The 24,408-nt window shown below is 53.1% G+C and carries 26 protein-coding genes and 1 pseudogene; 13 read left to right on the top strand and 14 right to left on the bottom strand.

Annotation, left to right across the window (positions count from 1 at the left end; translation table 11 throughout):
* Positions 1–55 precede the first annotated feature (55 nt).
* The 3 genes from flgA (at position 56) to flgN (ending at position 1,532) form a co-directional block, all read left to right on the top strand.
* On the top strand, positions 56–715 hold the full coding sequence (gene flgA / locus MUU46_RS19655; RefSeq protein WP_258966420.1) for a flagellar basal body P-ring formation chaperone FlgA: 660 nt from the start codon (positions 56–58) through the stop codon (positions 713–715).
* A gap of 93 nt (positions 716–808) precedes the next feature.
* Complete coding sequence (gene flgM, locus MUU46_RS19650; protein WP_110509794.1) at positions 809–1,105, top strand: flagellar biosynthesis anti-sigma factor FlgM; 297 nt, start codon at positions 809–811, stop codon at positions 1,103–1,105.
* Positions 1,106–1,109: 4 nt separating this feature from the next.
* Positions 1,110–1,532, top strand: a complete 423-nt coding sequence (gene flgN, locus MUU46_RS19645; RefSeq protein WP_159761374.1) for a flagella biosynthesis chaperone FlgN — start codon at positions 1,110–1,112, stop codon at positions 1,530–1,532.
* Between the two features lie 101 nt (positions 1,533–1,633).
* Here the strand turns inward: flgN and murJ are convergent, their stop codons facing one another.
* The 4 genes from murJ to rimJ all read right to left on the bottom strand — a co-directional run bounded on the left by murJ (position 1,634) and on the right by rimJ (position 5,581).
* Positions 1,634–3,169 carry a murein biosynthesis integral membrane protein MurJ gene (gene murJ, locus MUU46_RS19640; RefSeq protein WP_159761372.1) on the bottom strand — a complete coding sequence of 512 codons (1,536 nt, stop codon included), beginning with the start codon at positions 3,167–3,169 and terminating at the stop codon, positions 1,634–1,636.
* 232 nt (positions 3,170–3,401) lie between these two features.
* Positions 3,402–4,328: a Gfo/Idh/MocA family protein gene (locus tag MUU46_RS19635; RefSeq protein ID WP_258966419.1), complete on the bottom strand. Its 927-nt coding sequence runs from the start codon at positions 4,326–4,328 to the stop codon at positions 3,402–3,404.
* A gap of 2 nt (positions 4,329–4,330) precedes the next feature.
* Entirely contained in the window at positions 4,331–4,987 is a 657-nt protein-coding gene (locus tag MUU46_RS19630; protein WP_258966418.1) for a YceH family protein, read from the bottom strand.
* A gap of 9 nt (positions 4,988–4,996) precedes the next feature.
* On the bottom strand, positions 4,997–5,581 hold the full coding sequence (gene rimJ, locus MUU46_RS19625) for a ribosomal protein S5-alanine N-acetyltransferase (protein WP_258966417.1): 585 nt from the start codon (positions 5,579–5,581) through the stop codon (positions 4,997–4,999).
* 224 nt (positions 5,582–5,805) lie between these two features.
* Here rimJ and MUU46_RS19620 point away from each other — a divergent pair.
* From MUU46_RS19620 to solA, 6 genes and pseudogenes are all read left to right on the top strand, one after another.
* Positions 5,806–5,922, top strand: a pseudogene (locus tag MUU46_RS19620) (hypothetical protein); the annotation flags it as partial.
* A gap of 191 nt (positions 5,923–6,113) precedes the next feature.
* Positions 6,114–6,674 (top strand): lipoprotein, encoded by a 561-nt coding sequence (locus MUU46_RS19615; protein WP_258966416.1) that lies wholly within the window; start codon positions 6,114–6,116, stop codon positions 6,672–6,674.
* Positions 6,675–6,810: 136 nt separating this feature from the next.
* Positions 6,811–7,857: a dihydroorotase gene (gene pyrC / locus MUU46_RS19610; RefSeq protein WP_258966415.1), complete on the top strand. Its 1,047-nt coding sequence runs from the start codon at positions 6,811–6,813 to the stop codon at positions 7,855–7,857.
* Between the two features lie 76 nt (positions 7,858–7,933).
* Positions 7,934–8,179 (top strand): DNA damage-inducible protein I, encoded by a 246-nt coding sequence (gene dinI / locus MUU46_RS19605; protein WP_159761359.1) that lies wholly within the window; start codon positions 7,934–7,936, stop codon positions 8,177–8,179.
* A gap of 291 nt (positions 8,180–8,470) precedes the next feature.
* Positions 8,471–8,725 (top strand): biofilm formation regulator BssS, encoded by a 255-nt coding sequence (gene bssS, locus MUU46_RS19600; protein ID WP_097161273.1) that lies wholly within the window; start codon positions 8,471–8,473, stop codon positions 8,723–8,725.
* A 116-nt stretch (positions 8,726–8,841) separates the two neighbouring features.
* Positions 8,842–9,960, top strand: coding sequence for an N-methyl-L-tryptophan oxidase (gene solA, locus MUU46_RS19595; protein WP_258966414.1), 1,119 nt, complete (start codon positions 8,842–8,844; stop codon positions 9,958–9,960).
* Between the two features lie 66 nt (positions 9,961–10,026).
* Here the strand turns inward: solA and trhO are convergent, their stop codons facing one another.
* Positions 10,027–11,076: an oxygen-dependent tRNA uridine(34) hydroxylase TrhO gene (gene trhO, locus MUU46_RS19590; RefSeq protein WP_258966413.1), complete on the bottom strand. Its 1,050-nt coding sequence runs from the start codon at positions 11,074–11,076 to the stop codon at positions 10,027–10,029.
* Positions 11,077–11,295: 219 nt separating this feature from the next.
* On the opposite strand from trhO, the gene MUU46_RS19585 reads away from it, so the two are divergent.
* The 3 genes from MUU46_RS19585 to MUU46_RS19575 all read left to right on the top strand — a co-directional run bounded on the left by MUU46_RS19585 (position 11,296) and on the right by MUU46_RS19575 (position 14,097).
* Positions 11,296–12,219, top strand: coding sequence for a Kdo(2)-lipid IV(A) acyltransferase (locus tag MUU46_RS19585; protein WP_258966412.1), 924 nt, complete (start codon positions 11,296–11,298; stop codon positions 12,217–12,219).
* 152 nt (positions 12,220–12,371) lie between these two features.
* A complete protein-coding gene (mdtG, locus tag MUU46_RS19580) occupies positions 12,372–13,628 on the top strand; it encodes a multidrug efflux MFS transporter MdtG (RefSeq protein ID WP_159761355.1) in 1,257 nt (418 codons plus the stop codon).
* 94 nt (positions 13,629–13,722) lie between these two features.
* Complete coding sequence (locus tag MUU46_RS19575) at positions 13,723–14,097, top strand: MysB family protein (protein WP_258966411.1); 375 nt, start codon at positions 13,723–13,725, stop codon at positions 14,095–14,097.
* On the opposite strand, the gene MUU46_RS19570 is transcribed toward MUU46_RS19575, so the two are convergent.
* The 3 genes from MUU46_RS19570 to mdoG all read right to left on the bottom strand — a co-directional run bounded on the left by MUU46_RS19570 (position 14,098) and on the right by mdoG (position 18,483).
* The gene (locus MUU46_RS19570; protein WP_258966823.1) at positions 14,098–14,325 is read right to left on the bottom strand and encodes a YceK/YidQ family lipoprotein; all 228 of its coding nucleotides are present in this window, start codon (positions 14,323–14,325) and stop codon (positions 14,098–14,100) included.
* Positions 14,326–14,408: 83 nt separating this feature from the next.
* A complete protein-coding gene (gene mdoH / locus MUU46_RS19565) occupies positions 14,409–16,937 on the bottom strand; it encodes a glucans biosynthesis glucosyltransferase MdoH (RefSeq protein WP_258966410.1) in 2,529 nt (842 codons plus the stop codon).
* The gene (gene mdoG, locus MUU46_RS19560) at positions 16,930–18,483 is read right to left on the bottom strand and encodes a glucans biosynthesis protein MdoG (RefSeq protein WP_185153784.1); all 1,554 of its coding nucleotides are present in this window, start codon (positions 18,481–18,483) and stop codon (positions 16,930–16,932) included. Before mdoG ends, mdoH begins: the two co-directional genes overlap by 8 nt.
* 251 nt (positions 18,484–18,734) lie before the next feature.
* Between mdoG and mdoC the strand changes: the two genes are divergently transcribed.
* Entirely contained in the window at positions 18,735–19,895 is a 1,161-nt protein-coding gene (mdoC, locus tag MUU46_RS19555) for a glucans biosynthesis protein MdoC (protein ID WP_159761352.1), read from the top strand.
* A gap of 29 nt (positions 19,896–19,924) precedes the next feature.
* Here the strand turns inward: mdoC and MUU46_RS19550 are convergent, their stop codons facing one another.
* From MUU46_RS19550 to csgB, 6 genes are all read right to left on the bottom strand, one after another.
* Complete coding sequence (locus MUU46_RS19550) at positions 19,925–21,397, bottom strand: phospholipase D family protein (protein ID WP_258966822.1); 1,473 nt, start codon at positions 21,395–21,397, stop codon at positions 19,925–19,927.
* On the bottom strand, positions 21,345–21,875 hold the full coding sequence (gene ymdB / locus MUU46_RS19545; protein WP_159761351.1) for an O-acetyl-ADP-ribose deacetylase: 531 nt from the start codon (positions 21,873–21,875) through the stop codon (positions 21,345–21,347). Before ymdB ends, MUU46_RS19550 begins: the two co-directional genes overlap by 53 nt.
* A 75-nt stretch (positions 21,876–21,950) precedes the next feature.
* Complete coding sequence (locus MUU46_RS19540; RefSeq protein ID WP_258966409.1) at positions 21,951–22,274, bottom strand: YmdA family protein; 324 nt, start codon at positions 22,272–22,274, stop codon at positions 21,951–21,953.
* A gap of 155 nt (positions 22,275–22,429) precedes the next feature.
* The gene (csgC, locus tag MUU46_RS19535; RefSeq protein WP_258966408.1) at positions 22,430–22,759 is read right to left on the bottom strand and encodes a curli assembly chaperone CsgC; all 330 of its coding nucleotides are present in this window, start codon (positions 22,757–22,759) and stop codon (positions 22,430–22,432) included.
* A gap of 60 nt (positions 22,760–22,819) precedes the next feature.
* Positions 22,820–23,302 (bottom strand): curlin, encoded by a 483-nt coding sequence (locus MUU46_RS19530; RefSeq protein ID WP_258966407.1) that lies wholly within the window; start codon positions 23,300–23,302, stop codon positions 22,820–22,822.
* Between the two features lie 40 nt (positions 23,303–23,342).
* Positions 23,343–23,801, bottom strand: coding sequence for a curli minor subunit CsgB (gene csgB, locus MUU46_RS19525; protein WP_258966406.1), 459 nt, complete (start codon positions 23,799–23,801; stop codon positions 23,343–23,345).
* Between the last annotated feature and the right edge of the window lie 607 nt (positions 23,802–24,408).

Below are 24,408 nucleotides of genomic sequence, written 5' to 3'. Positions count from 1 at the left end.
ATGTTCTTCGTTGACAGGTAAAATTCGACTATTCCCTGACAGACCGGAGTTAGCAATGCGAAACCTGAAGAGCACCCTCACGCTGGCGTTTGCGCTCCTGAGCCCGGCGGTCATGGCGCAGAACCTCACCCAGCAGCTGACGGATTTTTTCAGCCACCGTCTTGCTGGCTTCAGCGATTCGGTGGTGGTTAACGTACGCAGCCCTGACACGCAGCTGCCGCAGTGTGAGCAGCCTGCATTTTCCGTGATGGGCAATGCCCGTCTGTGGGGAAATCAGTCCGTTGTGGCGCAGTGTGCAACGGAAAAAAAATACATTCAGGTGATGGTTGAAGCGACGGGGAATTACGTAGTAGCGGCGCAGTCTGTGCCCCGCGGTGCGGTCCTGCAACCCGGCAGCGTAACGCTGAAACGTGGGCGTCTCGACCAGTTGCCGCCGCGCACCATGCTTGATATAAACCAGGCGCAGGACGCCGTGACTATGCGTGACCTGGCGCCCGGACAGCCAATTCAGCTGTCAATGTTACGCCAGTCATGGCGCGTAAAAGCCGGACAAAAAGTCCAGGTCATTGCCAGTGGCGATGGCTTTAGCGTTAATGGCGAAGGCCAGGCGTTAAACAATGCCGCCGTCGCCCAAAACGCTCGCGTTAGAATGCCGTCAGGCCAGGTGGTGAGCGGTCAGGTGGATTCGGATGGGAATATTCTGATTAATCTATAATGCATATAAAGATTCTGCAGAGCCTGCCGATAAATAATCAACAAGTGATGATGGCAGGCAGTAACGCCACGAAACCTCGATGAGGACAGGACAATGAGCATTGATCGTACATCGCCCCTGAAGCCCGTTAACGCCGTCCAGCCGCGTGAGCCAAATGAAGCCCAGGCGCAGAAAGCCCGTCTGGACACATCGTCAACCGCGAACAGCACTAACGTGACGCTGAGCGAAGCGCAATCGAGCCTGATGCAACCGCGCAACAGCGACATCAATATGGATCGCGTCGAGGCCATGAAAACCGCTATCCGTAACGGTGAGCTGAAAATGGATACCGGCAAAATTGCCGATTCGCTGATTTCGGATACCCAGAGCTGGCTGCAGCAGAGTAAATAACAGAATGAGTCGTCTGTCAGAAATACTGGATCATATGACAGTCATCCTGAACTCGCTGAAAGAGGTGATGGATGCCGAACAGCAACAGCTATCCGCGGGCAGCGTAAACAGTAGCGCCCTGCAGCGTATTACCGAAGAGAAAAGCTCGTTGCTGGCAACACTGGATTATCTGGAAAAACAACGCCGCCTGGAGCAGGAAGCACAGCGCTGTGCCAATGATGACGTCGCGGAACGCTGGCAGACCATTACCGAAAAAACCCAGCAGTTGCGCGACCTCAATCAGCACAACGGCTGGCTTCTGGAAGGCCAAATTGAGCGTAACCAGCAGGCGTTGCAGGTGCTAAAACCGCATCAGGAACCGACGCTGTACGGCAAAGATGGTCAAACCTCGTCTACCCCACGCGGTGGCAAGAAATTCTCCGTTTAATCTTCCCGTCTTAAACAGCAAGTGGCATTGCCGTGAATTCCGGCCAATGCCCTGCGGTTTGTTGTGACTATTCCCAATGATGGCTGACTCACGCCAGGTATTTACACCGTACGGCGTGTAAACTCTTTCACTCTGAAACCCAGCACCAGCAACGTTGCGAAGTACGCCGCGATACCCCCTACGACCACAACCATCAGACGCATAATGCGGAACGGCATCGTGCCCTGGGACCACTCCGGCATGATGTACATCATGCCCAACAGCGCGGCAGCCATCACTACCACCGCAACAATCAGACGAGTCAGGAAACGGCCCCAGCCTGGTTCAGGGGTGAAGATTTTTTGCTTACGCAACTGCCAGTACAGCAGGCTGGCATTCAGGCACGCCGCCAGTCCAATCGACAGCGAAAGACCGGCGTGTTTCAGCGGACCGATAAATGCCAGGTTCATCAGCTGCGTCATGATGAGCGTAACGATCGCAATCTTGACCGGGGTTTTGATGTTCTGGCGGGAATAGAAGCCCGGGGCCAGTACTTTCAGCACAATCAGACCCACCAGACCAACGGAATACGCCACCAGCGCACGCTGGGTCATCGACGCATCAAAGGCGGTGAATTTACCGTACTGGAACAGCGCCACGGTGAGCGGTTTAGCCAGAATGCCCAGCGCTACCGCACTCGGGACCGCCAGCAGGAAACACAGGCGCAGGCCCCAGTCCATCAGGCGGTTGTATTCCTGGTGGTTGCCGCTGGCAAAACTTTTGGAGAGCGACGGCAGCAGAATCGTGCCGAGCGCCACACCCAGCACGCCGGACGGGAACTCCATCAGACGGTCAGCGTAGTACATCCACGATACCGAACCCGAGGCCAGGAACGAGGCGAAAATGGTGTTAATGATCAGTGAGATCTGGCTGACGGAAACCCCGAGAATTGCCGGGCCCATTTGCTTCACGACGCGAATAGAACCGGCATCTTTCAGGTTAATGCGCGGCAGCACCAGCATGCCGATTTTTTTCAGGTGCGGCAGCTGATAGAACAACTGCAGCACACCGCCGACGGTTACCGCCCACGCCAGCGCCAGCACCGGGGGATTGAAATACGGTGCGGCAAACAGCGCAAAACCGATCATGCTGACGTTCAGGAACGTCGGCGCAAAAGCCGGAACCGAGAAGCGGTTCCAGGTATTCAGAATTGCCCCCACCAGCGACGCCAGCGAGATAAGCAGAATATACGGGAAGGTAATGCGCAGCAGTTGGCTGGTTAAGGCGAACTTGTCTGGCGTATTGGCAAAACCGGGCGCGGTCAGGGTGATAACCCACGGTGCGGCGAGCATCCCGACAACGGTCACTACCGCCAGCGCGAGGGTTAATAACCCGGAAACATACGAGACGAAAACGCGGGTCGCATCTTCGCCCTGCTTACTTTTGTATTCCGCCAGAATCGGCACGAACGCCTGTGAAAACGCGCCTTCCGCAAAGATACGACGCAGCAGGTTTGGCAGTTTGAACGCCACAAAAAAGGCATCCGTCGCGACTCCCGCCCCAAAAACCCTTGCCACAATGGCATCGCGCGCAAAACCCAGTACGCGAGAAAACATGGTCATTGAACTGACGGCCGCCAGCGATTTTAATAGGTTCATTAACGTGTTATTCCACAACCCTGGATCAAAAACGCCTGTAAGCAAAACAGGCGTTGGAAAGTGGCGATAGTCTACCTGGATTAGCCGTAATTACTACACCCATCGTAATACCCAAAATAATTCGAGGTGCAGGAAGGAGGCAAGCCTGTGAGTCCCCAGACGCTTACGCAAATAAGTGACAGGGGTGAGCAGGTGTAGCCAACGCCCATGCAGCGTGAAGGCTGACGGGGGTTTACTCGCTTATTGCGTCCTGCCACAGCTTTTCGACAATACGCTGGGCGGCAATCGCCTGCTCGCCAGCAGTTTGCGGAACCGTCTGATTTTGCACGCATTCGATAAAGTGATGCGCGCATCCCGCAAAACCGCGCTGTTCGAGCGTGTTTTGCCAACCGGATGCAGGACGTACAATCACGCCAGCGCCCCGCTCTTCACGCCAGTCACGCATATCGGTAATGTCGATAAGCCCGCCGTCGGTCACGGCCTGGACCCACTCACGCTGGCTGCCCGCCCGGCGATGCATACTGGTGGTAATTTGCATCTGCGGCAGGCTGAAATGGTGCTCGGCGTACAGCATTTCACCCTGTTCAGTGGTTTGCAGTAAACCGCCGCTCAGCTGTGGATTTCCGCCCGCCAGCCATAACGCGGTATCCACCACATGCAGATAATCATCCAGCAAAGTGAATCGCAGATCGTTTGGCCCGACGCTGTTGGTCCGGTGTTTGTCCATCCGCAGCGATGCGCCATCGGCCAGATTAGCTTTTAGCTCCTGGTACAGCGGCGAAAAACGACGGTTAAAACCGACCATCAGCGTTAACTTTTTCTTCTCGGCCAGTTCAATCAGGCGTATCGCATCACTCAGTTTTTCTGCCAGCGGTTTATCGACACAGACGTGAACCCCGGCGTTCAGCAGTTCGCTGACCACCGCATAATGCGTGGCGGTTGAGCTGTGCACAAATACCGCATCGCACTGGGACGCAAGATGCGCCAGCGAATCCGCCAGCGGAATACGGTACGTTTCGCACACGCGCTGCGCTTTTTCACGCCCCGGCGACCAGGCCGCCTGCAGCGTCCAGTTTGTTGCAGCGCTTACCACCGGCAGCCACGCTTTCTGCGCAATGCCCCCGAGGCCCACCACGCCAATTCGAAGTTTCGCGGTCACGCTTAATCTCCCAGATGTGCCAGTAAGGAATCGAGACGCTGCTTGAGCTCTTCAACTTCGCTCTCCAGCGCGTCTACGCGCGCCACCAGGCTGTTGGTCTCCGGCATGTCGGTCTCAGCGGTGACAGCGGTGACAGCGGCATGTTCAACATCACCGTTAAACAGATGCATAAAACGCTGCTCGCGCTTGCCTGGTTCGCGCGGTAAACGCGCTACAAACGGCCCGTCTTCACGATTGCTCAGATTTTCCAGCGCGTTTTCGACTTCGGCCATGTCCGCAAATTCATGCATCCGCTGGCCGCGACTGCGCAGTTCGCCCGGCGTCTGCGCGCCGCGCAGCAGCAGCGTAGTTACCAGCGCCACTTCCGCGGTACTTAGCTTCAAATCGCCAAATTCGGAATTGCAGAATCGCTGTTCATATTTGGTCACCCGGTTGCCAAACCCGCTGACGGTGCGGAGATAATGCCGCTTTACCAGCTGATCGAGTAAATCCTGAACCTCATTTTCGCTGAGCGTCATCACCGGTTCGCGGTTACTTTTCTGATTACAGGCCAGGGTTACGGCGTTGACCGACAACGGATACTGCTCCGGCGTGGTGACCTGCTTTTCCAGCAGGCAGCCAATCACACGTGCTTCAAGCACCGTTAACTGATACTTCATGATTTCTCCTTATCGACCCGCCGTCCACTCGCGTGTGGTGAGCGCCGTCAGAACGTGGTCCCGCCACTCCCCGTCAATCAACAGATAGTCTTTGGCGAATCCTTCTTTTTCAAATCCGAGCTTGGCCAGTAGCGCGCCGCTACGCTGATTGTGCGGCATATAGTTGGCCATAATGCGGTGTATATGCTGGGTGCGCTGCATGTAGCGAATGGCGGACGTCAGCGCTTCGTACATCAGCCCCTGTCCCTGCCATTTTTCGCCAATCGAATAGCCCAGATAACAGGCATGAAACGATCCGCGCACCACGTTGGAAAAATTGGCCACACCGACGATTTCTTTTTCTTCCGGGTCAAGCAACACAAAGTAAAACGCGGAACCCTGTTTGTGAAACTCGCTGATCATCGACAAGCGCGCTTGCCAGCCTGAAGGATAGCAATGGCTGTCGTCACGGATCGGTTCCCAGGGTTTCAGGAACGTTTTATTTTCCGCGTAATAATCGGCGAGCCGCCAGGCGTCGCGGTCATGGACCAGACGCACCACAAGACGGTCTGTTGTTAAGCGCACTTTCGGCACGTTACTACGATAGCCAAACATCTTCCCCCACTCCTTCAAACCGCCATTACCTTCACTATACCTGCCTGTCGCCACCTTGTGAAAACAGCGACATACGTTTTTCTGAGGCACTTCCGCTTTTCGATAAATAAACTCTATCAAAATAGTCTTTTGATAAAAAAATATTGTTGCCCGCAGCCCCTGAAAATCAGCGTTATGACGGTAGAAGTAGGAACCTCTCTCCGTTTCATTCCCCTGGAAGGGAAATGTCCTCGCGCATTTCACAGGCTCCCCGCCTGGGAAAATATTTCATGCTTGTCGATAACATGCTGGTTGGCATTGCCCTTGGGCTGCGCCAGCTCGTTCAGCAAGGTTTAGGCATTTTGGCGGTGCTCGGTTACGCAGGTGGCGGCTGGCTGTTCGATGCGGGCAAAGCGCTCAACCGGGATGGTCGCACCCGGCGCCTGAAGTTATGTGTGGTAACAATTCAGCGGATTCTGCTGGTGCGCATTAGGCTGACAGGGCATGCTGCTTTGTGTCAGGATGAGTCAAAAGCAACATGTTAAGGAAACCCATGAAAAAGTTGTTTATAGTCGCCGCATTTATTGCGAGCGTCCTGCTGGTAGGCTGTAACCAGCTCACGCAGTACACCGTGAGTGAGCAAGAAATTAATCAGGCGCTGCAAAAGCGAAACAATTTCTCGAAAGATATTGGCCTGCCGGGCGTGGCTGACGCACACATTGTGCTGACTAACCTCTCCAGCGCCATTGGCCGCGAAGAACCGAATAAAATCACGCTCACCGGCGTCGCAAATCTCGATATGAGCTCGCTGTTTGGTAATCAGAAAGCAACGATTAACCTCAAGCTGAAAGCGCTACCGGTCTTTAATAAAGAAAAAGGCGCCATCTTCCTGCAGGAAATGGAAGTGGTCGATGCGAAAGTTGAGCCTGAGAAGATGCAGTCGGTGGTGCAAACCATGATGCCGTATCTGAACCAGTCCCTGCGTAGCTACTTCAACAAGCAGCCGGCCTACGTCCTGCGTGAAGACGCAAGCCAAGGCGAGGCGCTGGCGAAAAAATACGCGAAAGGCATTGAAGTGAAACCGGGCGAGATTGTCATTCCACTGACGGACTAATCGAATCGGCTAATGATTTGGATGCGGGCGCAAATAGCGCCCGTTTTTTTTTACGGAAAGGAGTGCAAAGGAAAACGTTTACGTTTAATCTTAGTGCCCGGCAAAAATAGCCCTTCTCAACAAGCCGGAGCCTTCCATGACAGCACAATCCCAGCTACTGAAAATCCGCCGTCCCGACGACTGGCATATCCATCTGCGCAATGGCGATATGCTGAAAACCGTCGTGCCTTACACCAGTGAAGTGTATGGCCGGGCGATTGTGATGCCAAACCTGGTGCCACCGGTGACCACCGTTGATGCCGCCATCAGCTACCGCCAGCGCATTCTTGATGCCGTGCCTGCGGGCCATGACTTTACCCCGCTGATGACCTGCTATTTGACCGACACCCTTGATCCAAACGAGCTGGAACGCGGATTCAATGAAGGCGTGTTTACCGCCGCCAAACTGTATCCGGCGAATGCGACCACCAACTCCAGCCACGGCGTCACCAGCATTGATACGATCATGCCGGTACTGGAACGTATGCAAAAGCTGGGCATGCCGCTGCTGGTCCACGGCGAAGTTACCCACGCTGAGATCGACATTTTTGACCGTGAAGCACGCTTTATCGAAACGGTGATGGAGCCGATGCGCCAGCGTCTGCCGGGTCTGAAAGTGGTGTTTGAACATATCACCACCAAAGATGCCGCTGAATACGTGCGCGAGGGTAACGAACTGCTGGCCGCCACCATTACCCCACAGCATCTGATGTTTAACCGCAACCACATGCTGGTTGGCGGCGTGCGCCCTCATCTGTACTGCCTGCCTATCCTCAAACGCAATATTCACCAGCAGGCGCTGCGTGAACTGGTTGCCAGCGGCTTTGAGCGCGCGTTCCTCGGCACCGACTCCGCCCCACATGCGCGTCATCGCAAAGAAGCCAGTTGCGGTTGTGCAGGCTGCTTCAACGCGCCAACGGCGCTTGGCAGTTATGCCACGGTGTTCGACGAAATGAACGCCTTACAACACTTCGAAGGCTTCTGCTCGCTGAACGGCCCACGTTTCTACGGCCTGCCGGTCAATGAAAGCTTCATCGAACTGGAGCGCAAAGAGAGCCAGGTTGTCGACAGTATCGCCCTGACCGACGACACACTGATCCCTTTCCTCGCCGGTGAAACCGTAAACTGGAGCATTAAGCGCTAAAAAAGTGATTGTCCCCTGTTGTAAGTTTTGCAAACTCACTGTATAAATATCCAGTATATTCAACAGGGGACAAATTATGCGTATTGAAGTGACCATCGCCAGAACTACTGTCCTGCCCGCAGGCGCTATTGATGCGCTCACCAGCGAGCTTTCCCGTCGTATTCTCGATCAATTCCCAGACCAGAACGGACAAGTCAGCGTGCGCTATGCTGCGGGTAATAATCTTTCCGTTCTCGGCGGCGCTAAAGAAGACAAAGACCGCATTAGCGAAATTCTTCAGGAAACCTGGGAAAGCGCGGATGACTGGTTTAACCCTGCCTGATTCGATTAAAAAACGCTCCACCATTATGTAATTTTTTGCCGGGTCGCCCCGGCTTTTTTAATTTCATTTTGTGCTTTTTTTAACCCTTTTCTTATTGCATCACTATTCTTTTAAAAAATAACGAACTAACTGTCGCTTTATTGTTCAAAAAAACGATTGAACCAGAAAAAAATGTTGCCATTTACCCGAAAGTTCGAATATTTTCATAGTTGTTGATATAATTAGTATGCTTCAGAAAACACGCATTGAACCTCGAACCGTTGTCTTTAAACACGTTAATAAGGGGTTATGATGGAAAAGAATAATGAAGTCATCCAGACCCATCCCCTCGTCGGATGGGACATCAGCACCGTAGACAGCTATGACGCGCTGATGCTGCGCCTGCACTACCAGAACCCCACACTATCGAGTCACAACGAAGCAGAAATCGGTCAAACGCTATGGTTAACGACCGATGTAGCCCGCCAGTTTATTTCTATTTTAGAAGCGGGCATCGCCAAAATTGAATCCGGCGATTTCCAGGAAAACGAGTATCGAAGGCATTAGCGCTTGATGCCAAAAATTTACGTAACAGGCACCCATCGGGTGCCTTAATTATTTCTGGCTTGTCACGCATTATCAGATTAATTACCCTGCTAATAACGAACAGAGATGAGACACGCATGAACTACGACTTAATAATTATCGGCAGTGGCTCTGTCGGTGCCGCCGCCGGTTATTACGCTTCCCGCGCAGGGCTGTCGGTTCTGATGACCGACGCCCATCTGCCACCGCATAACGAAGGCAGCCACCACGGCGATACGCGTCTGATTCGCCATGCCTACGGCGAGGGTGAAAAATATGTGCCGCTGGTTCTTCGCGCACAAACCCTGTGGGATGAACTTGCCACGCTGAGCGGTGAAGAGATTTTTGAGAAAACCGGCGTCATCAACCTGGGGCCGGCTCATTCTCCGTTCCTCGCCAACGTTGAGCAGAGCGCCCATCAGTTCGGTCTGAACGTTGAGCGGCTGGACAGCCAGGCGCTGATGGCACGCTGGCCGGAGATCCGCGTGCCGGAGGATTACATCGGGCTGTTTGAACCAGCTTCCGGCGTATTGCGCAGTGAGTTGGCGGTCAAAGCCTGGGTAGAACTGGCCCGTGAAGCCGGTTGTGCTCAGCTGTTCAATTGCCCTGTCACCGCCGTTTCGCATCACGCGGATGGCGTCACCGTTGAAACCACCGATGGCAGTTACACCGCCAAACGTCTGTTGGTGAGCGCCGGAACCTGGGTCACCAGGCTTCTGCCAGAACTGCCGATTCAACCGGTGCGTAAAGTGTTTGCCTGGTACCAGGCCGATGGGCGTTACAGCCGCAAAAACAACTTCCCGGCGTTTACCGGCGAGCTGCCTAACGGTGACCAGTATTACGGTTTCCCGGCTGAAGACAACGAACTCAAAATCGGTAAGCACAACGGGGGACAAGTTATTGATTCACCTGAACAACGTAAACCGTTTGGCGCAGTGGCAACGGATGGCTCTGAAGCCTTTAATTTCCTGCGTAACGTGCTACCTGGGATTGGCTGCTGCCTGCACGGCGCGGCCTGCACCTACGATAATTCGCCGGACGAAGACTTCATCATCGACACCCAGCCCGGTCATGACAACACGCTGGTGATTTCTGGTCTGAGCGGACACGGCTTTAAGTTCACCTCGGTGCTGGGCGAGATTGCCGCTGATTTTGCTCAAGGCAAAACGCCAGCGTTCGATCTAACGCCATTTAGCCTCGCGCGTTTCGCACAGTAACAGGCGTAAAAAAGCCCGGTAGCATTACGCTTACCGGGCTATCAGAAAATTGCTGTCAGCAATCACTCAGTCAGGGTCAGGAATACCCAGCCGCGTATTCAGCTGACCACGCGATTTATTGAAAATCTTGTTGCCGTTTTCACGCCCTGCCCGCAGTCGACGCTGCTCTTCTTCCGGCAGAACACTCTCTTCTTTGCACATCTCGCTGCAACAACCGCGGAATTTCTCCGCGCACGTCGGGCACTGAATGAACAGCAGGTGACAGCCGTCATTCAGACAATTAGTGTGGCTGTCGCACGCCGTACCGCACTGGTGACAATGTGCGATCACGTCGTCTGAAATGCGCTCGCCCATGCGTTCGTCGAACACGAAGTTCTTACCAATAAAACGCACCGGCAGACCCTGCTCACGGGCGCGGCGAGCGTATTCAATGATCCCGCCCTCAATGTGCCAGACCTTATTGAAGCCTTTGTGCTTCATAAACGCACTGGCTTTTTCGCAGCGGATCCCGCCGGTACAGTACATGACAATTTTCTTGTCGCGGTACTCTTCCATCATTTCAACCGCTTTTGGCAGCTGGTCGCGGAAGGTGTCAGCCGGGATTTCCAGTGCGTTTTGGAAATGGCCCACTTCGTATTCGTAGTGGTTACGCATGTCGATAAACACCGCATCGGGATCGTCGAGCATCGCATTCACTTCGGCTGCTTTCAGGTATTCACCCACGTCACTGGCGTCAAATGACGGGTCATCGATGCCGTCAGCGACGATGCGGTCACGCACTTTCATGCGCAGTACCCAGAATGATTTACCGTCGTCATCCAGAGCAATATTCAGGCGCAGATTGTTGAATGCCGGATCAAAACCGTACAGCAACTCACGGAAAGCGTCGACTTTGCTCTCCGGCACGCTGATTTGCGCGTTAATCCCTTCATGGGCGAGATAGACGCGGCCAAACACGCTGAGTCCGGTGAACGCCTGGTACAGCGCATCACGGGTCGCCTTTGGATCGGTAATGGTGAAGTATTTATAGAATGAGATTGTCGTGCGCGGCTCGGTTTCAGCCATCATCTGCGCCTTCAATTGCTCATTCGAGATGCGGTTATGCAACACTGGCATGGTGTGGTTCCTGCATTCGTTTATGAGAAAATTCGCGGCCCGCATCATATAGCATGTGCTGCGAATTTACATCCACACATTTTGCGCTACATCTTTCTCACCTCAAACAGATACACTCACTACATTTGCTGCAATAACAGACGTTCCGCCTGGAGTCATTTGGGCGAAGCCCGAAAAAGTGCGATAATAGAATCAATTGCTCGAAAGAACAGGACTGAGATGACGCATTTACCTAAATTTTCCGCCGCGCTCCTTCACCCGCGTTACTGGTTAACCTGGCTGGGCGTCGGCCTGTTGTGGCTACTGGTTCAGCTTCCTTATCCGATCCTCTACCGTCTCGGTACTTCCCTGGGCCGTCTTTCGCTGCGTCTAATGAAACGACGCTCCCATATTGCCTATCGCAATCTCGAACTGTGCTTTCCCAATATGGACGAAAAAACGCGTCACGACTGGGTAGTCAAAAACTTTGAATCCGTGGGCATGGGTTTGATGGAAACTGGCATGGCGTGGTTCTGGTCCGACAAACGAATGGCTCGCTGGAGCGACGCTATCGGAGTGGAACATATCCGGGCGCTGGAGGCCGAGAAAAAAGGCATTCTGCTTATCGGTATCCACTTCCTGACGCTAGAAATCGGCGCCCGCATGTTTGGCCTGCACGCGTCTCCAGGGATTGGCGTTTATCGCCCAAATGATAATCCGGTTATCGATCTGGTGCAGACCAGGGGACGGATGCGCTCCAATAAAGACATGCTCGATCGCAAAGATTTAAAAGGCATGATCCGTGCCCTTAAAAAAGGTGAAGTCATTTGGTACGCACCCGATCACGACTACGGCCCTCAGGGCAGCGTGTTTGTGCCGCTGTTCGGCGTCGACAAAGCGGCAACCACTTCCGGGACTTACACCCTGACGCGCATGTCGAAGGCCTGCATTGTGCCTTTCGTGCCGCGCCGAAAGCCGGGGGGTAAAGGCTATGAGTTGGTGATCCTCGAGCCAGAGTGCGCCCCGCCGCTGGACGATGCCGAAACCACCGCTGCGTGGATGAACAAAGTGATTGAACAATGCATTTTGATGGCGCCCGAGCAGTACATGTGGCTGCATCGCCGTTTCAAAACACGCCCGGAAGGCACCCCTTCCCGCTACTGACCCTTACCTGCCGGGTGGCTCTGCGGTTACCCGGCCTGCTTTTTTCTTTTCCGGTTTCGTCGTCGTTGATTGCAGTCATGATTTAGCAAGCGCATAATTAGCCTGCTTATCACTTCATTTTGAACGACCCTAGCGTCATTACGCGGAACCCTATGCTTTCCTCAGATGCCCCCATAAGCTGGAAACGGAATCTCACCATCGCCTGGATCGGCTGCTTTCTCACTGGCGCGGCCTTTAGTCTGGTCATGCCTTTCCTGCCGCTGTACGTCGAACGACTCGGCGTCACCGGACACAGCGCGCTAAACATGTGGTCCGGACTGGTATTCAGCATCACCTTTCTGTTTTCCGCTATCGCCTCGCCGTTTTGGGGTGGGCTGGCAGACCGTAAAGGTCGAAAAATTATGCTGCTACGCTCTGCGCTCGGCATGGCGATTGTGATGGTGCTGATGGGCTTCGCGCAGAATATCTGGCAGTTTCTGGTTCTGCGCGCGCTGTTGGGTCTTCTCGGCGGCTTTGTGCCGAACGCCAATGCGCTGATCGCCACGCAAATCCCTCGCCATAAAAGCGGCTGGGCGCTTGGGACACTTTCCACCGGGGCGGTGAGCGGTGCGCTACTTGGCCCTTTAGCGGGCGGCCTGATGGCAGACACCTACGGCCTGCGTCCGGTGTTCTTTATGACTGCCAGCGTGCTGTTTTTGTGTTTCCTGCTGACACTTTTACTTATCCGCGAGCAGTTCGAGCCGGTGCCGAAAAAAGAGATGCTGCACGCCAGAGACGTTCTTTCCTCGCTGAAAAGCCCGAAACTGGTACTCAGCCTGTTTATCACTACCATGATTATCCAGGTGGCGACCGGCTCCATCGCCCCGATTTTGACGCTGTATGTACGGGAGCTGGCGGGTAACGTCAGTAATATCGCGTTTATCAGCGGGATGATTGCCTCAGTGCCAGGCGTTGCCGCGCTGATCAGCGCCCCTCGTCTGGGCAAACTGGGTGACAGAATCGGGCCGGAAAAAATCCTGATTGCGGCGCTGATCATCTCTGTTCTGCTGTTAATTCCGATGTCGTTTGTGCAGACCCCCTGGCAGCTTGGCCTGCTGCGCTTCCTGCTCGGCGCCGCCGACGGTGCGCTGCTGCCCGCCGTTCAGACGCTGCTGGTGTACAACTCCACCAACCAAATTGCCGGGCGCATTTTCAGCTATAACCAGTCTTTTCGCGATATCGGCAACGTCACTGGACCACTGATTGGCGCCTCGGTCTCAGCGAGCTACGGTTTTCGCACAGTGTTCCTGGTGACCGCGAGCGTGGTCATGTTCAACGCTATCTACACGGGCCTGAGTATGCGCCGTACACGCCCAGTCTCAACCCCTTCTGCCGAGAATAAAAAGGACGATCGTCCGGCCATTGAATAATCCATCTGAATGATTTTTCATCTGACGTTCTTGCTTAACCGAAACTTCGTCTATTCTTTTCCTGAAAACCACGTCAAACCGCAGGGAGAATGAGATGACTATGTACGCCACGCTCGACGAAGCTATTGATGCGGCTCGCGAAGAGTTCGTTGCCAGCAGCCCTAACCCCGGAGAAGCCGAACTCAGTGTTCAGCAGCTCAACTTACAGAAATACATCCTGCAGGATGGCGATATTATGTGGCAGGCCGAATTCTTTGCCACTGAAGGTGAAGAAGGCGAATGCCTGCCGATGGTAAGCGGAGAAGGTGCGCAGAGCGTCTTTGACGGCGATTTCGACGAAATTGAACTGACGCAGGAGTGGATTGAAGAAAATACACTCCACGAGTGGGATGAGGGCGAATTTCAGCTCGAACCGCCTCTGGACACCGAAGAGGGCCAGACGGCAGCCGACGAGTGGGATGAGCGCTAGTTACTCGTAAGGGCCATGATTCGCGTCTATGGGTAACAGCAACGTATCAAAGACCAGCGAGAACGGCAGATCGAGGATGGTAATGTAACGCCATGCGGAATCTCTGACGTCCCACTGCACGCCAGGATAGTACTGATTTCCGTGCCCCTGGCCCGGTATGGTCCGGCTGATAATGCTGCCGCAGCCGCTCAGCATGAGCGCCATCAGGCACACCACCAGGATCCTCACCGCGTTTCTGTTCATCAAAACCTCATTAAAAAAATACCGGTCAATCGACCGGTATTTTATTTTCAAACACGTTCCAGCGGAAGTTACTTCGCTTTAATTGCCCGTGGATTTAGCGTGATTTCCGCGTAATGGTTCACCCACGAAGTGTATCTCTCCGGGGAAGACCACACGCGATAGTGCATGCGTGACATGGTCACCGGATCGCTCAGCAGTACCAGGCGGCGGTCGCGGTTCAGTTTGTCCGGCGTTTCGTTCAGCGCCTGCTCAACGTGACGGTCGCGGGCAATTTCCTGCACTTTACTGTCACGGTGACGCGCGGTCGCCATCGCTGTCGCCAGGGCGTTAAATGACGGGTTAAACACCGCGTGCATAAAGCCATCGTCCAGCGAACGGGTGCGGTTCAGCACCACGTACTTGTCGGTGTCCTGCAAAACCTGCGGCGGGGAATACTCTTCCGGAATAAGGAACAGTTTCCAGCGTTTGGTACGCAGACCGATGGTTGAACGGCTGGAAATCACCGACACAAATGGCGACAGGATCAGCGAGAAGACAATCGGTGCCAGCCAGAACAGAAAACGTAAGTCCAGCCACGCCATACCCACAGCCCACACCAGACCCAGCAGCAACTGAGAACCGTGACGCATGAAGGCTTCACCCCAGGGGGTTGAGTCATCATCACGTTGTGGTGAGTTCCATACCACTTCCCAGCCAAGGAACGCGCTGACCACAAACACGGTGTGGAACAGCATACGAACCGGCGCCAGCAGTACCGAGAACAACACTTCCAGCAACAGGGAAAGGGTCACGCGGCAGAAACCACCAAACTCTTTCGACCCTTTGCACCAGATAAGGATGATACTCAGCAGCTTAGGCAGGAACAGCAGCACCATGGTTGATGCGAACAGTGCGATTGCCAGTTCCGGACGCCACTGCGGCCAGACCGGGAACAGCTGACGCGGCTGCAAGAAGTACTGCGGCTCGGTGAGCGCATGAACCACCTGTAGCGCCGTCGACAACGCAAGGAAACTAAACCACAGCGGCGCTGACAGGTACGACATCACGCCAGTCAGGAACACCGCACGGTGTACCGGGTGCATGCCTTTCACGAGGAACAGACGGAAGTTCATCAGGTTCCCGTGACACCAGCGACGGTCACGTTTCAGTTCATCCAGCAGATTCGGCGGTAGCTCTTCATAAGAACCCGGCAAGTCATAGGCAATCCACACGCCCCACCCTGCTCGACGCATCAGCGCCGCTTCCACGAAGTCGTGGGAGAGGATAGAACCGGCGAACGAACCTTCACCCGGCAGCGGTGCCAGTGCACAGTGCTCGATGAATGGCTTGACGCGAATGATGGCGTTATGACCCCAGTAGTGAGATTCACCCAGCTGCCAGAAGTGCAGACCGGCAGTAAACAGCGGGCCGTAAACACGGGTCGCAAACTGCTGGCAACGCGCGTAAAGCGTGTCCATGCCGGAGGCTTTTGGTGAGGACTGGATGATCCCGGCGTTCGGATTCGCTTCCATCAGACGCACCAGACCACACAGACAGTCACCAGTCATCACGGAGTCTGCATCCAGCACCACCATGTAGCTGTACTGGCTACCCCAACGACGGCAGAAATCATCGATGTTACCGCTTTTACGCTTCACACGACGACGACGACGACGGTAGAAAATCTGTCCTTCGCCCCCGACTTCCGCAATCAGCTCCATCCACGCTTTCTGCTCACGCATGCAGATATCAGGATCATAACTGTCGCTCAGCACGTAAACGTCGAAATGCTTGTGGTTACCGGTCGCTTTCACCGATTCCCAGGTCGCACGCAGGCCCGCGAATACGCGGTCTACATCTTCGTTACAGATAGGCATGATAAGCGCGGTGCGATGCTCAGGATTCAGCGCTTCGTCACCGACGGTTGACGCTGAAATACTGTATTTATCGCGACCCATTAGCAATTGCAGGAAGCCCATCAGCGCGGTCCAGAACCCGGCAGATACCCAACAGAACAGAATGGCGAACAGAATAAGGATCCCCGTTTGCAGCACGTACGGCAGCAGCTGCATAAAGGAAACCCACAGGTCCTGACCACGCATATCCAGCGGGTTGACCAGCGCCCAGCCCTGATACGGCAGAATGGTTTTCATGTACCAGGTCGCGACGACGGTTTGCGCCAGCGTCAGCAACAACAGGATGTAACGACGGATAGTCCCGGCAGTACGCCACTTGTCTTCACGCTCACGCTCTTCCTGAGTCAGACGCGACAAATAACGCGGCTGAACCTCACGGCCCAGCATTTTGTCCCAGAAGCGACCAATCGGGTTAGTGCGCCACGGATCCGGGAACATTGAAGACCGTGTCGCTTTTGGCATGGCCTCAAGCTGTGTACGTCCTTCCGCGTCTTTGATTAACTGCCCTTCAGCCAGCGAATCCGGCCACGCCTGCTCAAGACGTACTTTTACCGAACCCAGCGATGAATCATCTTCACGCGCAATCGGGGTCTGTTCGGTATCCAGCGCCTGATGCAGAGCACGAAAATCAGTGGTCGGCAATGCCGCCTTCTCAGTATCAGAGAGGGGCATTGCATCGATGTATTCGTTTATCTTATTCATTGGCAGGTAGCTGATAGCTCCAGGTTTCACTCAGCGTCTGATCGCCATTGACCAGGGCCGCACGCATGTCAGTCGTTTTCTTCACATCTTTGACTTTCACACGCATCGTCAGACGCCAGCCTTTAGTCATCGGGTTATAGCGAACATTGCTGTCCACGATTTCCCCGTTGTCACCAATACTGGTCTGGGCAGTAACCGGCGTATCCTGCGGCAACTTTTTCATGTCCGCGCCAGTGTAGTCGACGACAAACGCGATAGTGCCATCCGGCTGACGAATGAGGTTCGACTGCTTCACATCCCCCGTTGAACGACGCGTCTGCATGACATACGCGCTATCCGGGGCGTGCAGTTTGTCTTCGTCACGGCTGAAAGTGATGGTGTATTTGAAGTTCATCTCTTTACCTGGTTCCGGCAGCTGATCCGGCGTCCAGTAAGCGACGATGTTATCGTTGGTTTCGTCATTGGTTGGAATTTCCACCAACTCGACCTTCCCTTTGCCCCAATCGCCTTTCGGGGTTATCCACGCGCTTGGGCGCAGGTCATAACGATCGTCAAGATCTTCATAACGTGAGAACTGACGGCCACGCTGCAACAGACCAAAGCCTTGCGGATTTTCGGTCGCGTAACTGCTGACTGCCAGGTGTTTCGGGTTATTCAGAGGACGCCAGATCCACTCTCCGTTACCTGCATGAATCGACAGACCGTTAGAGTCGTGGAGTTCAGGACGGAAGTTGGTGGTTGGAGATGGCTGATTCGGCCCAAACAGGAACATGCTGGTCAGTGGTGCCACGCCCAGTTTGCCCACTTTATCGCGCAGGTAAACTTTAGACTGCACATCAACCACGGTATCGCGGCCAGGCATCACCACAAAGCGATAGGCACCGGTCGCACGTGGGGAATCCAGTAATGCATAAATAGTCAGACGTTTGTCGCTCGCTTTTGGACGCTCAATCCAGAACTCACGAAAACGCGGGAACTCTTCGCCAGATGGCAAAGCCGTATCAATAGCAAGGCCGCGGGCAGACAAGCCATAGGTTTGACCCTGGCCTAAAACACGGAAATAGCTGGCTCCGAGCATGCTGACGATTTCGTCGTTTTTATCTTTGCTGTTGATCGGATACAGCACTTTAAACCCGGCAAAACCCAGATCCTTGACGGTGTCTTTATCATGCTGGACATTGCCAAAATTGAAGTAATCCGGGCTGTATTTGATTTTCTTCACCGACGTGGCCGTCACTTCATTAATCGCGACTGGCGTGTCGAAATACATCCCCTGATGGTAGAACTCAAGCTTGAACGGAGTCTTGACCTTGCTCCAGTAAGCTTTGTCGTGATTGAACTGAATTTGCTGATAATCCGCGTATTTCATGTCGCGGAAAACGGAGGGCAGGTTACTTTTTGGCGCTTCATAGCCCTTGCCGGCTAGCGATTTCGCTTCCTTCGCTACATCATCAATACTGAACGCCCATGCAGATGAAGTACACAGGGACAACATTATGGCTGCGCCTATCCAACGCAGTTTCATCATCTGTGGTTTATTTTTCATAAGTAGTAAGCACTTCCCCCTTTGTGTGCTTAAATCGATCCGATCCATTTTAATGGAAACTCAAGCAATCCGACAACATAATCCCCATTTTGTTCGGCTCAATGGCCTATGGAATAAGCAACGTTCCACACCGGGATGCACTTTGCGTGCTACTCCTAAAGACAGGTTCCCGGACTTCGTGTAGGGTTGCTCGAATCTAACTGTTTTCGTACTGACCGATAAGACGATTAGTCTGAGATTTCATTAACTTTATGAATAATACACCACCGCAACGCGAATATTTCCTCGACTCCATCCGCGCCTGGCTGATGCTGTTGGGTATCCCTTTCCATATTTCCCTGATTTATTCCAGCCACACCTGGCACGTCAACAGTGCTGAACCTTCGTGGTGGCTGACGCTGTTCAACGATTTTGTGCACTCCTTCCGTATGCAGGTCTTTTTCGTCATTTCCGGCTATTTCTCGTACATGCTGTTTTTGCGCTATCCGATGAAGAAATGGTGGACGGTACGCGTGGAGCGCGTCGGCATCCCGATGTTGACCGCCATTCCCCTGCTGACGCTGCCGCAATTTTTAATGCTTCAGCACGTTGAGGGAAAATCGGCAACCTGGCATACGTTGACCGGCTATCAAAAATTCAACACCCTGGCGTGGGAACTGGTGTCTCACCTGTGGTTCCTGTTGGTTCTGGTGGTGCTAACGACGCTCGGGCTGGCGCTGTTCCATTGGATTAAAAAGCGTCAGCAGGCCTCGATTCTGGCGTTCTTCAGTAATGTCAACATGGGCCAACTGACCGGGCTGTTCCTTGCACTGGGCATTGTGTACGCCATTATCCGCCGGACGCTGTTCATCGTGTACCCCCCGATACTCAGCGACGGTATTTTTAATTTTGTGGTGATGCAGACCCTGTTCTATCTGCCGTTCTTTATTCTTGGCGCGCAGGCGTTCGTGAATCCACGCCTCAAAGATGTGTTCACTACCCCTTCACCGTGGTGCATGGTCGGCGCGGCTCTCGGCTTTATCGCCTATCGTCTGAACCAGCAATACGGCTCTGGCGAGGCCTGGATGTATGAAACCGAGTACGTAATCACGATGGTGTTAGGTCTGTGGATGGTGAACGTGGTGTTTGCATTTGGCCACCGGATGTTGAATTTCAAATCCAGCCGCGTGACCTATTTCGTCAACGCCTCGCTGTTTATTTATCTGGTACACCATCCGCTGACCCTGTTGTACGGCGCGTGGATCACCCCGTACATCCATTCCAACCTGGTCGGCTTTATCACCGGTCTGGTGTTCGTGGTTGGGATTGCAATTATCCTGTACGAAATTCACCTTCGCATTCCGCTGCTGCGCTTCCTGTTCTCAGGCAAACCGCAGACGCCGCCGAATAAAGTTCAGCCTTCCGCACAGTAATAAAACGGGCCGCCCTCTGTGCGGCCCGATTACAACAACCACTCCACCGGCAACACATACGCTATCAGCACTAAAATACGCTGCCAGATTTTGGCCTGCGGCTCTTTGCGCAGTTCGGTTTCCTGCCCGTTTTCCCTGTCTATCCAGTGAATTTTTCCCCAACGCGTTAGCTTGAGCTTCCAGGCGGCGTCGCGTTGACTTTTCAGAAAACGATGGTGAATACGCTGGGCAAGGTGCTCGCTATCGATAACCAGCCCCATTTCGGTATTGAGCAGCGCCGAACGCGGGTCGAAATTAAACGAGCCTATAAATACTTTTTTGCCATCAATACTGAACGTTTTGGCGTGCAGGCTGGAGCCGGAGTTACCGGTCAAACCGCGATCGCGGATGCCTGGCCGAGGATGTTGCGTAGGTTTTAGCTCGTAAAGTTCGACGCCGTGACGAAGCAACTTTTTACGCCAGCGCGCATACCCCGCGTGAACCACCGCCACATCATTCGCCGCCAGAGAGTTCGTCAGAATTGCGACTTTCACCCCTTTACGCACCAGCTGTAGAATTTGCGCCACGCCCGCGCGGCCCGGCACAAAATAAGAAGAGATAATATCGATATTTGATTCTGGCGTACCCATTGCGCGGCGTAATCGTTCAGGCAGCAAACTGCGCGGGGCGGCTCTCCCCTCCCCTTTGCGCGGATCGTCGCTGAGCAGTTTGGTTTCCGCGTGGATAAAGGATAAATCCCCCTGCGACATGCGTCGGGCGATTTCGGTTGTCGTCAGTTTTTCCAGATAGCGCTCAGCGGCAATCTGCTGTTCGTCGGAAAACCCCGGCAAAGATGACGTTACCCTTACCGTGTTGTCCACCGGAAGCACCTGTTTTAGAGTTTTCACTGATTCACACTGCCAGTACCGCTCGAAATCCCGTTCCACTTCTGCGACGACATGCCCTGTCGCCAGCACGTCGAGATCGGTAAACAGCGGTTCTTCACCGATACCGAAATAGGCATCACCCACGTTGCGTCCACCGATGATGGTCGCCAGACAGTCCGCACTAAAACTTTTGTTATGCATCCGGCGGTTGAGGCGCGCGAAATCTGTCAGATAACCCAGCATCCGCAGAGTACGAAATGAAAACGGATTGAACAGCCGCACGTCGATATTGGGATGGGCATCCAGTATTTTGAGCGTGTCGTCCAGCCCGCTGGTATTGTTGTCATCCAGTAATAATCGCACCTTCACGCCCCGGTCTGCGGCGTCCATCAATGCCTGAAACAGCAATCGCCCGGAGACGTCGTCTTCCCAAATATAGTACTGCACATCGAGGGTGCGATCTGCCAGGGCAGCGAGCTGATAGCGCGCCGCAAAAGCTTCAAGACTGTCTTCAAGCGTGTGGATCCCACAGACTGTTGCCGAGGCGTTCTCTGAAGAAGCCAGCGCCTGGTGCAGGCGGGTGTCAGTTTCCCTGCTGGCTAAGTAATCGTGCATATAAATGTGCACTGTCCTCATCAAAGCAAACGAAAGTTACCTGTTCAGGTAACGCGTGGCTGGCAAGCCAGCGATCCACGGTCGTAAACGCAATCGCTGCCGCAGCGGCTTTAGGATAACCGTAAACGCCGGTACTGATAGTGGGAAAAGCAAGGGTACGATAGCCATTGGCTTCCGCCAGCTGCAGACTGTTGCGGTAAGCGTCCTCCAGCAACGCTGCCTCGTGCTGTTCGCCACCACGCCACACTGGCCCAACGGCGTGGATAACCGCTTTGGCGTTTAGATTACCGGCCTCGGTTATCACCGCGTGACCAGCGGGACACTCTCCTTGCTGCTGGCGCACTTTTTTGCACGCTTCCAGTAATGCCGGGCCTGCAGCCCGGTGAATGGCCCCATCCACACCCCCTCCGCCCAGTAACGACGGATTGGCGGCGTTGACGATAACATCGACATCGAGGAGAGTGATATCGGCCTGAAGGATTTGGATCCGCGCGTTCATAAATTTCTCCTGCCGAACGTTCACTTGAGTTCAAGTTTAGTCAAAAGCAGGAGAAAGCGTTTATCCGTAAAGAGGTTAACGATAAGCGATGGTGACGACACCGAGTGTTTTCTGAGGGTTAATGTAGCGCATGCTAACAGTTGCCGCCTCGTTATTCACGACTTGTCCCGTAGCGGCCTGCTGGAAAGAAATAGCGGAAGTTTGTACCTGCCCTGCACGATGGCAGCTCATGGAAATATGCTGAGAACCGGTAGAAATGTTGCAAGGATCTTCGACAATCGACCCGACAAAATGAATGACGCCACCCTGTGCCTGAGAGGTTGTTACGGTGGCGGTGCCAGTGAGCAGTGCCGACGACAGACAGGCAAGGGCACACAGCTGTTTAGTTAAGGTTTTCATCGCGTAGCTCCGAGGAATGTTATCATCCCTGAGAGAGTAATGCGCACGCTGCCCCTCACCGTGCGTAGTCAACAGCACGACACTGCAAACCCTTAACGTAAAAGTAATCACCACTGCGGCTTAGCGCCACTCAATCCCTTAAAATTATGCCGTTGCTACGTCCTTTCTGCGTTCGGCCATTGCGCCGAAAGATGCAGGGCCTGTCCATCCGTGAGCGTGACAACCACTTTTACCGTGTCGTTCTGGGTGATATTTAACTGCATCCGCGAGAGATCAATGGGCTGATTAGCGGGCAAACTTAACGTTTTACTCTGCTGAATGTTGCTGGTTCCACCCTGTCCTTCACGCATCGTCTGGATACTCACCCGGCACTGGCACGGCTCTGACATAGTGACCTGAGGCGTAATGGTGTACATTTCCCCTTGATGGGTCACATTGAAGGCAATGCTATTGGTGAGCGCGACCGCAATAAGTAAGCTGTTCATGACTTCCTCCAATAAAAAAACAGGGCACAGGCCCTGTTTTTATATAGTGCGAATCCCAGATTAATGCTGGTATACGTTCGCCCAGTTAGCAGAGCCGTTCTGAGTCACGTTGACAATAGAGCTGTCAGCGGTCTGATTCACGTTGGCAGAGTTACCCGCCCCCCAGCCGTAAAGGTTGTTCTGGCTGACGTTAATAGTGGAGTTATCGCCGGTTTGCAGGTTGCTTGAGCTGTTGCTAAAACCAACCTGTGACACGTTGATATCACTGTTGTAGGCACTGCTTTGTGTTGCAGTTGCCAGGTTGTTCAGACCTTTCTGTGAGATGTTCACATCTGCGTATTTGGACCCACTTTGATCCACGCTGGCGCCGTTATTACCGCCTTCCTGATAAATATTCACAGTTTCATTACTGGAATTAACTTGTGGCAGACTACCGCCGCCGCCAGGACCACCAGGACCACCAGGACCACCGCTGCCAGGACCACCCGCAAATGCTGCGCCAGAAACAAGAACCATTGCAATCATAGACATTTTAATATTCATAAAACCCCCATTGGTTTGATTAGGTTTCGTCTTATAACCATTAACGTGTTAATACACGAACGGCCATTTGCGACGAGTTTTGCACAATAACTGTTTTAGTACCTACGGACTGCTGCTGTGAAATACTGGCCTGATTACCCGAACCTCGCTGGATAATAATCCCCGTATTCCCATAGCCTGATTGGCTAATATCTGCATCATTACTACTTCCGGCCTGATCTACGTAGGCCAGATTGTACCCACCGGATTGAGAAACATCAGCCTGATTACCATTACCTCGTTGAGAAACAACGGCTATTTGATGATTTCCATCCTGTTGAGTATTCGCGCCATTCCCATAACCTTGCTGAGCGACAATTGCCGTTTCATTAGCAAGATTAGAGTTAAGCCCATTGGCGACCAGATTATATTCTGGACTTGCCAGATCATAACCCGATGCAGCTACTAATCCAGGTATCGCCAGCAGTGTTAACGACAGAAAATACACTTTCTTGTTCATGTTCCACCCGCTTGAATCCTGGCTAATTCTGTTGCTGTTAAATAACGCCGACGTTGTTGTTAATGCGACGTTACGATGAACAGTATGTTGCTGACCAAAATTAAATGGTGTCACCCGCAAGGTTGATTTTAAATTTTTCGGATCATTCCTAAGCATTAGAATTACGCTATGTCCCCGTCTTTAAATATGATTATTTGTGTTTCTATTATCAGAACATATCTAAAAAAACGGATAATCTTATAAATCAAGGTGTTTAGCGCGGCAGAAAAAAACAACTCACGAAGATCAGGATCGCGATCTCATTTGACCAAAATTTTCTAAAGATAAAAGCGTTACAAACCCAAGTATTATTTTAACGAGGGAAGTCAACGCACAGCCAATAATATATCCTTTAGATATTAACGAATTAGATCATTTGTGTGACTTATTAAGTTGCTGCGACTTTATTTCCGTGTACAACTTTATCATCACTTCTAAATGATTCACGAAGTTGATATTTACATTTTAATATTCCATCTTACATTTTGTTACAGTGTTTGATCTTGCTTAAAATTTAGCAATGACTAGATTGAACACTGAAGTATCTAATATTGTTTTATTGACTTTT

This window comes from Scandinavium tedordense (assembly GCF_024764965.1).
In the GTDB taxonomy this organism is placed as follows: Bacteria; Pseudomonadota; Gammaproteobacteria; order Enterobacterales; family Enterobacteriaceae; genus Scandinavium; species Scandinavium tedordense.
This window is presented reverse-complemented; position numbering and strand designations above follow the sequence as displayed.

What these genes read in the sequence shown, in the direction of transcription:
- murJ (WP_159761372.1), bottom strand. Translation starts at nt 3,169, where the DNA reads ATGAACCTATTAAAATCGCTGGCGGCCGTCAGTTCAATGACCATGTTT.
- mdoC (WP_159761352.1), top strand. Translation starts at nt 18,735, where the DNA reads ATGAATAATACACCACCGCAACGCGAATATTTCCTCGACTCCATCCGC.
- rimJ (WP_258966417.1), bottom strand. Translation starts at nt 5,581, where the DNA reads ATGTTTGGCTATCGTAGTAACGTGCCGAAAGTGCGCTTAACAACAGAC.
- pyrC (WP_258966415.1), top strand. Translation starts at nt 6,811, where the DNA reads ATGACAGCACAATCCCAGCTACTGAAAATCCGCCGTCCCGACGACTGG.
- MUU46_RS19630 (WP_258966418.1), bottom strand. Translation starts at nt 4,987, where the DNA reads ATGAAGTATCAGTTAACGGTGCTTGAAGCACGTGTGATTGGCTGCCTG.
- MUU46_RS19615 (WP_258966416.1), top strand. Translation starts at nt 6,114, where the DNA reads ATGAAAAAGTTGTTTATAGTCGCCGCATTTATTGCGAGCGTCCTGCTG.
- MUU46_RS19540 (WP_258966409.1), bottom strand. Translation starts at nt 22,274, where the DNA reads ATGAAAACCTTAACTAAACAGCTGTGTGCCCTTGCCTGTCTGTCGTCG.
- mdoH (WP_258966410.1), bottom strand. Translation starts at nt 16,937, where the DNA reads ATGAATAAGATAAACGAATACATCGATGCAATGCCCCTCTCTGATACT.
- flgM (WP_110509794.1), top strand. Translation starts at nt 809, where the DNA reads ATGAGCATTGATCGTACATCGCCCCTGAAGCCCGTTAACGCCGTCCAG.
- MUU46_RS19550 (WP_258966822.1), bottom strand. Translation starts at nt 21,397, where the DNA reads ATGAGGACAGTGCACATTTATATGCACGATTACTTAGCCAGCAGGGAA.
- mdoG (WP_185153784.1), bottom strand. Translation starts at nt 18,483, where the DNA reads ATGAAAAATAAACCACAGATGATGAAACTGCGTTGGATAGGCGCAGCC.
- flgA (WP_258966420.1), top strand. Translation starts at nt 56, where the DNA reads ATGCGAAACCTGAAGAGCACCCTCACGCTGGCGTTTGCGCTCCTGAGC.
- bssS (WP_097161273.1), top strand. Translation starts at nt 8,471, where the DNA reads ATGGAAAAGAATAATGAAGTCATCCAGACCCATCCCCTCGTCGGATGG.
- MUU46_RS19575 (WP_258966411.1), top strand. Translation starts at nt 13,723, where the DNA reads ATGACTATGTACGCCACGCTCGACGAAGCTATTGATGCGGCTCGCGAA.
- csgC (WP_258966408.1), bottom strand. Translation starts at nt 22,759, where the DNA reads ATGAACAGCTTACTTATTGCGGTCGCGCTCACCAATAGCATTGCCTTC.
- dinI (WP_159761359.1), top strand. Translation starts at nt 7,934, where the DNA reads ATGCGTATTGAAGTGACCATCGCCAGAACTACTGTCCTGCCCGCAGGC.
- trhO (WP_258966413.1), bottom strand. Translation starts at nt 11,076, where the DNA reads ATGCCAGTGTTGCATAACCGCATCTCGAATGAGCAATTGAAGGCGCAG.
- MUU46_RS19530 (WP_258966407.1), bottom strand. Translation starts at nt 23,302, where the DNA reads ATGAATATTAAAATGTCTATGATTGCAATGGTTCTTGTTTCTGGCGCA.
- solA (WP_258966414.1), top strand. Translation starts at nt 8,842, where the DNA reads ATGAACTACGACTTAATAATTATCGGCAGTGGCTCTGTCGGTGCCGCC.
- csgB (WP_258966406.1), bottom strand. Translation starts at nt 23,801, where the DNA reads ATGAACAAGAAAGTGTATTTTCTGTCGTTAACACTGCTGGCGATACCT.
- ymdB (WP_159761351.1), bottom strand. Translation starts at nt 21,875, where the DNA reads ATGAACGCGCGGATCCAAATCCTTCAGGCCGATATCACTCTCCTCGAT.
- MUU46_RS19585 (WP_258966412.1), top strand. Translation starts at nt 11,296, where the DNA reads ATGACGCATTTACCTAAATTTTCCGCCGCGCTCCTTCACCCGCGTTAC.
- flgN (WP_159761374.1), top strand. Translation starts at nt 1,110, where the DNA reads ATGAGTCGTCTGTCAGAAATACTGGATCATATGACAGTCATCCTGAAC.
- mdtG (WP_159761355.1), top strand. Translation starts at nt 12,372, where the DNA reads ATGCTTTCCTCAGATGCCCCCATAAGCTGGAAACGGAATCTCACCATC.